Origin of the sequence: Marinobacterium nitratireducens (genome assembly GCF_014645375.1) — a bacterium.
In the GTDB taxonomy this organism is placed as follows: Bacteria; Pseudomonadota; Gammaproteobacteria; order Pseudomonadales; family Balneatricaceae; genus Marinobacterium_A; species Marinobacterium_A nitratireducens.
Map to the genome: position 1 here is coordinate 19,679 of NZ_BMLT01000023.1, position 8,727 is coordinate 28,405.

8 protein-coding genes are annotated in these 8,727 nt (G+C 63.9%); 5 read left to right on the forward strand and 3 right to left on the reverse strand.

The features are described 5' to 3' along the window. Positions 1-5 precede the first annotated feature (5 nt). The gene (locus IEX85_RS23585) at positions 6-896 is read right to left on the reverse strand and encodes a beta-keto acid cleavage family enzyme (protein WP_188863097.1); all 891 of its coding nucleotides are present in this window, start codon (positions 894-896) and stop codon (positions 6-8) included. A 236-nt stretch (positions 897-1,132) separates the two neighbouring features. Continuing rightward, a complete protein-coding gene (locus tag IEX85_RS23590) occupies positions 1,133-2,089 on the reverse strand; it encodes a GlxA family transcriptional regulator (protein WP_188863098.1) in 957 nt (318 codons plus the stop codon). A 125-nt stretch (positions 2,090-2,214) separates the two neighbouring features. Between IEX85_RS23590 and IEX85_RS23595 the strand changes: the two genes are divergently transcribed. After that, positions 2,215-2,694 (forward strand): thioesterase family protein, encoded by a 480-nt coding sequence (locus IEX85_RS23595; RefSeq protein WP_188863099.1) that lies wholly within the window; start codon positions 2,215-2,217, stop codon positions 2,692-2,694. On the opposite strand, the gene IEX85_RS23600 is transcribed toward IEX85_RS23595, so the two are convergent. Then, positions 2,691-3,566 (reverse strand): AraC family transcriptional regulator, encoded by an 876-nt coding sequence (locus tag IEX85_RS23600; protein WP_229722090.1) that lies wholly within the window; start codon positions 3,564-3,566, stop codon positions 2,691-2,693. The two genes, IEX85_RS23595 and IEX85_RS23600, sit on opposite strands and share 4 nt — an antisense overlap. A gap of 194 nt (positions 3,567-3,760) precedes the next feature. Here IEX85_RS23600 and IEX85_RS23605 point away from each other — a divergent pair, with 194 nt between their 5' ends. From IEX85_RS23605 to IEX85_RS23620, 4 genes are all read left to right on the forward strand, one after another. Continuing rightward, entirely contained in the window at positions 3,761-4,678 is a 918-nt protein-coding gene (locus IEX85_RS23605) for a DMT family transporter (RefSeq protein WP_188863100.1), read from the forward strand. 219 nt (positions 4,679-4,897) lie between these two features. After that, on the forward strand, positions 4,898-6,598 hold the full coding sequence (locus IEX85_RS23610) for a transporter substrate-binding domain-containing protein (RefSeq protein ID WP_188863101.1): 1,701 nt from the start codon (positions 4,898-4,900) through the stop codon (positions 6,596-6,598). Between the two features lie 30 nt (positions 6,599-6,628). Further along, complete coding sequence (locus IEX85_RS23615; RefSeq protein ID WP_188863102.1) at positions 6,629-8,035, forward strand: sigma-54-dependent transcriptional regulator; 1,407 nt, start codon at positions 6,629-6,631, stop codon at positions 8,033-8,035. A gap of 476 nt (positions 8,036-8,511) precedes the next feature. Further along, positions 8,512-8,727: alanine:cation symporter family protein (locus IEX85_RS23620; protein WP_188863103.1), on the forward strand; the 216-nt coding region annotated here is incomplete at its 3' end.

Here is an 8,727-nt window from a genome sequence, read left to right on the forward strand (position 1 = left end):
CTGAATTATTGGGTGCCGCGCAGGCGCAGCTTCTGGCGGGCTTCGCTTGGGCTCAGCACCCGGGCGCCCATGTTCTCGATGATATTGACCGCACGCTCGACCAGCTGGCCGTTGGTGGCGAACACGCCCTTGTCGAGGTAGAGGTTGTCCTCCAGACCGACACGGATATGGCCGCCGAGGAGGGCTGATTGCGCCGCCCAGGGCAACTGGTTGCGTCCCAGCGCAAAGGCGGTCCAGTTGGTGCCGGCCGGCAACATGTCGACCATGCCCTTGAGCAGGCTCAGTTCCGGCGGTGTGCCCCAGGGAATGCCCTGGCAGAGCTGGAACATGGCGTTGTCGTCGAGCAGGCCCTCCTTGCGCATTTGCAGCGCGAACCAGAGGTTGCCGGTATCGAAGATTTCCAGCTCGACGGTCACGTCCAGTTCCTTGATGCGGGCCGCGGTCTTGCGCAGCATTTCCGGGGTCGAGACGTAAACCAGGTTGCTGTCGCCGAAGTTGAGGGAGCCACAGTCGAGGGTGCAGATTTCCGGTTTGAGCTCCTCGATATGGACCAGTCGTTCGAGACCGCCGACCAGATCGGTTTCCGGGCAGAAGGCGGTGGGGTTCTCCTCCGGACCGATGTACAGGTCTCCGCCCATGCCGGCCGTCAGATTGATTATGACGTCGCAGTCGGCGGCGCGCAGGCGCTCGCAGACTTCTGCGTAAAGGTCCATCCGGCGAGAGCACTGTTTGGTCTCGGGGTCGCGAACGTGGATGTGGGCAATGGCTGCCCCGGCGTTCCAGGCCTCTATCGCCGCATTGGCGATCTCCTCCGGTGTGACCGGTACGTGCGGGCTGCGGTCGGCGGTATCGGCCGCGCCGGTGACGGCGCAGGTGATGATGACGTCTTGGTTCATGTCGATTCAGGCTCTTGAGGTTTGTTTTCTGCCTTCGGTACTCTCCCGGGCGCCGGGCCCGGCGTCGGGACAAGGTTTAAAGTACGCCGATGCATCGAATGTTTTTGTCTTTATACGAACGATAGTTGTACAAATGCGACTATTGGGCGCCGGTGGCGCAAATGAACAACACTGTTCTGATTGCGACAGGAGCCTGGAGAAAGGGCCGACTGGGCGGTGAAGGCGGCGGTAAGCGATCAGCGCTCGCGGCTGGGTTTTTTGCCGAAACGCTGCTGATAGCTGCGGCTGAAGTGGGACAGGGAGGCGAAGCCGCAAGCCACGGAGATCGCGGTCACGCTGTCGCTGGTCTGCTGCAGCATCCAGCGCGCCTGATCGAGCCGCAGGTCGCGGTAGTAGGCACTCGGCGTCTGCTGCAGATGGTGGCGGAACAGCCGTTCGAGTTCGCGCTCGGAGATCGAGAGTTGCGCGGCGATATCGGCAATCCTGAGTGGTTCCTCCAGGTTCAGTTCCATCAGCTTGACCGCCTCGACCAGGTTCGGGCTGCGGCTGTCGAGACGTTTCTGCAGCGAAGTCCGCTGCGGATCCGTGTGGGCGCGCGTATGGGTATAGATCAGCTCGTCCGAGACGGTGGTGGCCAGGCCGTTACCGTGCTGGGTGCCGATCAGATGGAGCATCATGTCGAGGCCCGACAGCGCGCCGGGGCAGGAAAAACGGCCGCGATCGACGACCAGCAGCTCCTGTACGAAATCGACGCGGGGAAAGGCTTCGCGGGTGCTGTCGAGGTTTTCCCAGTGCAGCGTGGCCCGATAGCCATCGAGAATACCCGCGGCGGCGGCGATATAGGCGGCCGTGTCCTGGCAGCCGATATCGGCGCCATGGCTGGCCTGACGGCGGATAAACCCAAGCAGCCCCGGGGTGATCTGCGTCTGGGGGTCGTAACCGGCGCAGATGATCAGGGTTTCACAGGGCGGCAGGTCGCGGATGCTATGATCGGTCATGATGTCGAGCTGATCGCTGCTCGATACCGGGCCGCCATGCTCGGAGATCAGTTGCCAGCGGTAGAGTTCGCGGTTGCCGCTGCGGTTGGCGTGACGCAGCGGATCCAGCATCGCGGTCAGGCCGAACAGCGAGAAGCCGGGAACCAGCAGAAAACTGATCAGTTGGGGAGAGCTGCGCGGACGGTCTCCGAACATGACGACTCCGGGAGGTAACGGGCTGTCGGGAATTAACACCTAATCGACGGTTACAGTCAAATGTTGCCCGGGCCTGCCGCTAGCATTGCGGGATACATCCATGCAAATCCGCTGAGAGAAAGCCGATGACGAAAGAACTGAGCGTATTCGAAGGTCCGGTAAGCCCGGAGTGGATCGACTACAACGGCCACATGAACGACGCCTGTTATGTGCTGGTGTTCAGCCGGGCCATCGATGAGTTCATGCTGCGAATCGGGCTCGACGAGGCGTTTCGCGAAGCGCAGCAGGTATCGATCTACACGCTGCAGAGCATGGTGCACTACCTGCAGGAGGTGGGCGAAGGCGAGCCGCTGGTGGTGACGGTACAGTTGCTCGAGAGCGACGCCAAGAAGCTGAGGGTTTTCTTCAGCATGCGCCACGGTGACAGCGGCGAAGAGCTGGCGGCGATGGAGACGTTGCTGCTGCACATGGACATGGCCGCGAAACGCGCCGCGCCTTTCCTGCCGGACACCCAGGCCAGAGTCAGCGAGCTGCAGCGGCAGCACGCCGGGCTCGACTGGCCGCCGCTGGCCGGGCGCAGTATCGCCCTGACGCGGCCGCGCTAGCTTCGTTCACGTCGCAGCGCCGATGGCGCGATGCCGCGGGCCTGGCGGAAGCGGTTGCTGAAATGGCTGGCGGAGCTGAAGCCGCAGCGCAGTGCGATCTCGGTGATCGACTCGGCGCTTTCCCGCAGCAGCCGTTCGGCGCGTTGCAGGCGCTGCTGCAGCAGGTACTGGTGCGGCGCCAGGCCCTGGCTCTGCTTGAACATGCGGGCGAAGTGATATTCGCTCAGGCCCGCTTCGGCGGCGAGGTCCGCCAGCCGCAGCGGCTGGTCGAGGTGGGCGTCGATGTATTCCCGCAGGCGGTTGAGCTGATAGGGCGCCAGGCCGCCGCGCACCTGCACCTCGGGCCAGCGCAGGGTGCTGTAGTGTCGCAGCAGGTGGTTCAGCAGCAGGGTCACGGCGCTGCCGAGGGCCAGGCGGTCGCTGCTGTCCTGCCAGTTGCAGGACAGCAGGAACTGGCGGAAGAGCAGGGTGATCTGCGGATCTTCGGCGAAGATCCGGGCATCCAGGCGCATTTCCGCCGGGCTGCGGTCCCAGGTCTGCTCCGCCAGTTGGCGCAGGTGCGCGTCGGTGAAATATAGATGCACGAAGCTCAGGGGGCCGCGGATATCCCAGACCGACTCGAACGCCTGCGGCATCAGGCAGAGCCGGTCCGGGCCGCCGCCGTTGCGCCAGCCGCCCGCCGTTTTGCGGTAGCTCTCGTAACCGTCGGCGATATAGAGGCTCAGGGTGTGGTGGTTGGCATCGGTCTGGTGGATACGGTCGTGCCGGTTTGACCAGGAAGCCAGGCCGATGCCCGCTTCGAGCTGCGTATGATCGAGCAATCTGGCCCTGTGCTGGCGCAGGTTGTCGAATAAACGGTATGACTCAATCAAGGTGCATGGCTCCTGGAACGCCTGCGCATCCGGCGTCTAGCTGAACGCAAAATGGTAACGCCGTCCGGTCGCGACGGCTACCGCGGCCGATGCAGAAAAGCGCAAGATTGTGCAAGCCGCCCCGGTGCATGAAAGCCGACCGGTCGTGAGGCTGGCAAGCTTGGTGGCTGATTTCCGGCCCGGAGGCCCTTGCCATGACACTGTTTCTCTATGCATCGACGGTGATGATCTGGGGGACGACCTGGATCGCTATCATGTTGCAGCTCGGTGATGTCCCGGTCACCGTCTCGATCTTCTACCGCTTCGCGCTGGCGGCGCTGATTCTGGTCGGAGGCCTGTGGCTGAGCGGCCGCCTGCGCCGCCTCTCCGGACGCGACCACCTGTTCTGCATGCTGCAGGGCGGCTGCATCTTCAGCTTCAATTTCTACTGCTTCTACAGTGCCGGTACGGAGGTAACCAGTGGCCTGGAGTCGGTGATCTTCTCGATGGCGACGCTGTTCAACGCCGTCAATGCGATGCTGTTCTTCGGCCAGCGCATCGACAGCCGTTTCTGGCTGGCGACCCTGCTGGGCTTCGCCGGCATGCTCAGCCTGTTCTGGCGGGACCTGGCCGGCGACGGCCTGAACCTGGCGATGCTCGGCGGCATCGGTCTCTGCCTGCTCGGCACCTACCTGTTCTCGCTCGGCAACATGATCAGCCTGCGCCATCAGCGCCGAGGGCTGGACCTGCTTTCCACCAATGCCTGGGCGATGGGCTACGGTGCGCTCTGGATGCTGATCGTCTCGCTGTCCGGCGGCGCCGCCTTCGCGCCCGAATGGACGGTGTCCTACCTGGGCGCGCTGCTGTATCTGGCAATCTTCGGTTCGGTGCTGGGCTTTGCCGCCTATTTTACGCTGATCGGCCGCATCGGCGCGGGCCCCGCGGCCTACGCGACCCTGCTGTTCCCGCTGGTGGCGCTGAGCATCTCGACCCTGGTGGAGGGCTATCGCTGGACGCCGGGGGCGATGGCCGGCATGGCGCTGATCCTGACCGGCAACCTGGTGATGTTCAGTCCCCGTGGCCTTGCCGGCTGGCCGGCGCGTCTGCGCTGGCGTCGGGAGCCCGCGCGTTGAACGTGTCAAAACAGGATCGAATCGCGGTGAAAAAGTCGGATAATAGGGCCACTGCCCGGCTGTTCCGGGTGTGGGCCGGACGCGATGACCAGACAACAGGGCACCCCGAAAAACCTACTGCGCGACTCATATGCTGCGTTCCGCGGTGCTGGTACGCCAGCCCGGCCGGAATCCTCATGTATAGCCCATACACTGCGGTTCCTGCGCATCGTCCTCTTCATGCTGCTGGCCCTGGTCTGCTTCCAGACCTGGGCCCAACAGCGTTCCTACGAGAGGGCGCCCCAAGACCTGCCCCGCATCATCGTCGGTGGCGATCACTATCATCCTCCCTATGAGTTTCTCGACGAGGACGGCCAGCCGGCCGGTTACAACGTCGAGCTGACCGAGGCGATCGCCGAGGTCATGGGCATCGAGGTGGAGGTCGTGCTCGGCGAGTGGTCCGCTATGCGGGCGGCACTGGAGAGCGGCGAGGTCGATATCCTGCAGGGGATGTCCTGGTCGGCCGAACGTGCCGCCAGTTTCGACTTCGCGCCGCCCCATGCCATCGTGCACCAGTCGATCTTCGCCCGCCGCGGCGATCCCGTGGTTGACGTCGAGGGGCTTCGTGGCCGCGAAGTGATCGTGCAGAAGGGCGATATCATGCACGACTATTTGCGCGAACGCGGAATCGGCGCCGAGATCGTTACCACCGATACCCACGCCGATGCCCTGCGCCTGCTGGCCTCGGGCCGTCACGACTATGCGCTGGTGGCGAACCTTCCGTCGCTCTACCTGAGCCGCGAGCTGGGGCTGACCAACATCCAGCCGGTCGCCAAACCCTTCTCGCTGCGCTACGGCTATGCGGTGAAGAAGGGCAACGCGGACCTGCTGGCGCAGTTCAGCGAGGGGCTGGCGATCCTCAAGAACACCGGCCGCCACCAGGCGATATATGACAAGTGGCTCGGCCCGCTCGAGGATGCCGGCGCCATTCCGTGGAAGAAGATCGGCCAGGTCGGTGCCGCGGTGTCCGGCGCCCTGCTGCTGATACTGGGCGGCATCGTGGTGTGGAACCGGATGCTGCAGCGGGAGGTCGCGAGCCGCACAGAGGAGCTGCGCCAGCACCAGTTGCAGTTGATCCAGGCCGACAAGATGACCTCGCTGGGCATCCTGGTATCCGGCGTGGCCCACGAGATCAACAACCCCTGCAGCCTGCTGCTGCTGAACCTGCCGGTGCTGCGAGATGCCTACCGGGATGCCCTGGAGATACTCGAGGAGCGTTACCACAGCCAGGGCGATTTCGAAATCGGCGGGCTGGAATATTCGCGCATGCGGGAGGAGATTCCACTGATGCTCGACGAAATGCTCGAGGGCACCCGGCGCATCAAGCGCATCGTCGGGGATCTCAAGGATTTCGCCCGCCAGGGCGATGCCGAGCTGAACGAGTCGCTGGATCTCAATCAGGTGGTGCGCACGGCGATCCGGCTGGTGGACAACTCGATCCGTTCGGCGACCAGCCGCTTCGAGGTCGACTACGGCAGCGATCTGCCGACGGTGCGGGGCAACGGCCAGCGTATCGAGCAGGTGGTGATCAACCTGATCCTCAATGCCTGCCAGGCGCTGCAAAGCAAGGAGCAGGGGATCTTTCTGCAGACCCGCTTCCAGCCGGACACCGGCCAGTTGATACTGCAGGTACGCGACCAGGGCTGCGGAATCGATGCCGAATCGATGTCCCGGCTGACCGACCCTTTCTTTACCACCAGGCGTGACAGCGGCGGCACCGGACTCGGACTCTCGGTATCCGCCGGCATCGTGCGTGAACATGGCGGCAGCCTCGACTTCGCGTCCAGCCCCGGCCAGGGGACCTGTGTCACCCTGGCGCTGCCGGCATTGGCCGCGGATGCGGCCAATGCAGTACCATCGGCACCCAAGATGGCGGGCTGACCGGCAAGCCCCCGGCAGATGGACACAGTAATGAAACGCAACCTCTACCCCTCGTTCGGCCTGCTGCTCGTCGATGACGAGCCGTCTTTCCTGCGCAGTCTGAGCATCGCCCTCGAGCGCTCCGGCATAAACCACCTGCACCGTTGCCAGGACAGTCGCGAGGTGATGTCGATTCTGGCGCGGGAGAACATCGGCCTGGTGACGCTCGATCTGACGATGCCGCACCTGTCCGGCGAGAAGCTGTTGAGAGGGATTGTCGAGGAGTATCCGGACGTCGGCGTCATCGTCATCAGCGGTCTGAACCAGGTCGAGACCGCAGTCAACTGCATCAAGCTCGGCGCCTACGACTACTTCGTCAAGACCGACGAGCAGGACCGCCTGATCGAAGGGATCAAGCGCGCCATCCGGCTGCAGGAGCTGCGGCGCGAGAACCAGGAGCTGCGTCAACGCGTGCTCAACGACACCCTCGAGCACCCCGAAGCGTTCGTGCCGATCGTCAGCGGCGACAAGGGCATGCGCGCGGTGTTCCAGTACCTCGAGTCGGTGGCGCCGAGCCGCCAGCCGATCCTGATCAGCGGCGAAAGCGGCGTCGGCAAGGAGCTTATCGCCCGGGCCGCCCATGAACTGAGCGGCTGCCAGGGACCGCTGGTCTGCGTCAACGTCGCCGGGCTCGACGACAACCACTTCGCCGACACCCTGTTCGGCCACCAGCGCGGCGCCTTCACCGGCGCCGACAGCGCCCGGGCCGGGATGATCGAGCAGGCCGCAGACGGCACCCTGTTTCTCGACGAGATCGGCGACCTGAGCATGGCGTCGCAGGTGAAGCTGCTGCGGTTGCTGCAGGAGGGGGAGTACTATCCCCTGGGCAGCGACAGGCCCAAGCGGATGCGGGCCCGGGTGCTGGTGGCGACCCATCAGGATCTGGCCCGGAAGCAGGCCGAGGGGAGCTTCCGCAAGGATCTGTACTATCGGTTGCGGACCCATCAGGTGCAGATTCCGGCGCTGCGCCAGCGCAAGGGCGATATCGCGCTGCTGCTCGACCATTTCCTCGAAGAAGCCGCGGCGGAACTCGGCAAGAGCAAGCCGACGGTGCCGCGGGAGCTGCCGGTGCTGCTGGCCAACTATGCCTTTCCCGGTAATGTCCGCGAGTTGCGCGCCATGGTCTACGATGCCGTCAGTCAGCACCGTTCGCGGATGCTGTCGATGGACGCCTTCAAGCGCGCCATCGATCTCAATCGGGACGAACTGCCTGTGGCAGAGCATCCCGAACGCAGCCCCTTCGTGGCCGATGTCCCGTTGCCGGGCCTGCACGAGGTCGCCGATCTGCTGGTGCAGGAAGCGATGCATCGGGCCGAGGGCAACCAGTCGATCGCCGCGCGCCTGCTCGGCGTATCGCAGCCGGCGCTGAGCAAGCGGCTGAAAAAGCGCCAGGGCTGAATCCCTCACGACTCGCCCTTGACCCGAACGCAAGGTGCCGCCCGGTTCGGGGACGGCGTCCCGGGTGCCGCGAAACGCGCCACAGCCAGGGTGCATTTCGCTCACTGGCTCACTGCGACTCAAGTCTCCCACTTCCCGACGCCGTGATCGCGGCGCTGCAATCCCCTATAACCTGAGGATTCTCTATAACCTCGGCGAAATTCTATAACTAATTGATTATTTTGTATTTTTTCTGGCTTTATGCCGCTGGCGTGCAATCCGGTTATAGCCCTTCGGGATCCGCTTATAGCCCGGGTTTGCTAGGTTTTTATTTTAAAAACAAAGACTTAAATTCTCGATGTTGAGGCTGGCACAGTGCGTGCTGAGTAGGGTCATGCGATGACGGCCCGGCTGCTGTTTCCACCAGCGCCCACAACCGGTCGTCAGCCTGTATCGACGGGCCGCATTCCCTACAACAAAAACAGCGGAGTTTCCCCATGTTGGATTTTCTCAACGACCTGCTCTGGGGCAAGGTTCTGATCGCGCTGCTGATCGCGGTCGGGATCGGCTTCACCGTCGCCTCGCGCTTCGTGCAGTTTCGCTACTTCGGCCGGATGTTCCGGATCCTCAGCGCCAGCCAGGCGTTCCAACGCGACAAGCATGGCCACCTGAGCTCCTTCCAGGCACTGCTGCTGTCGGTCGCCGGACGCGTC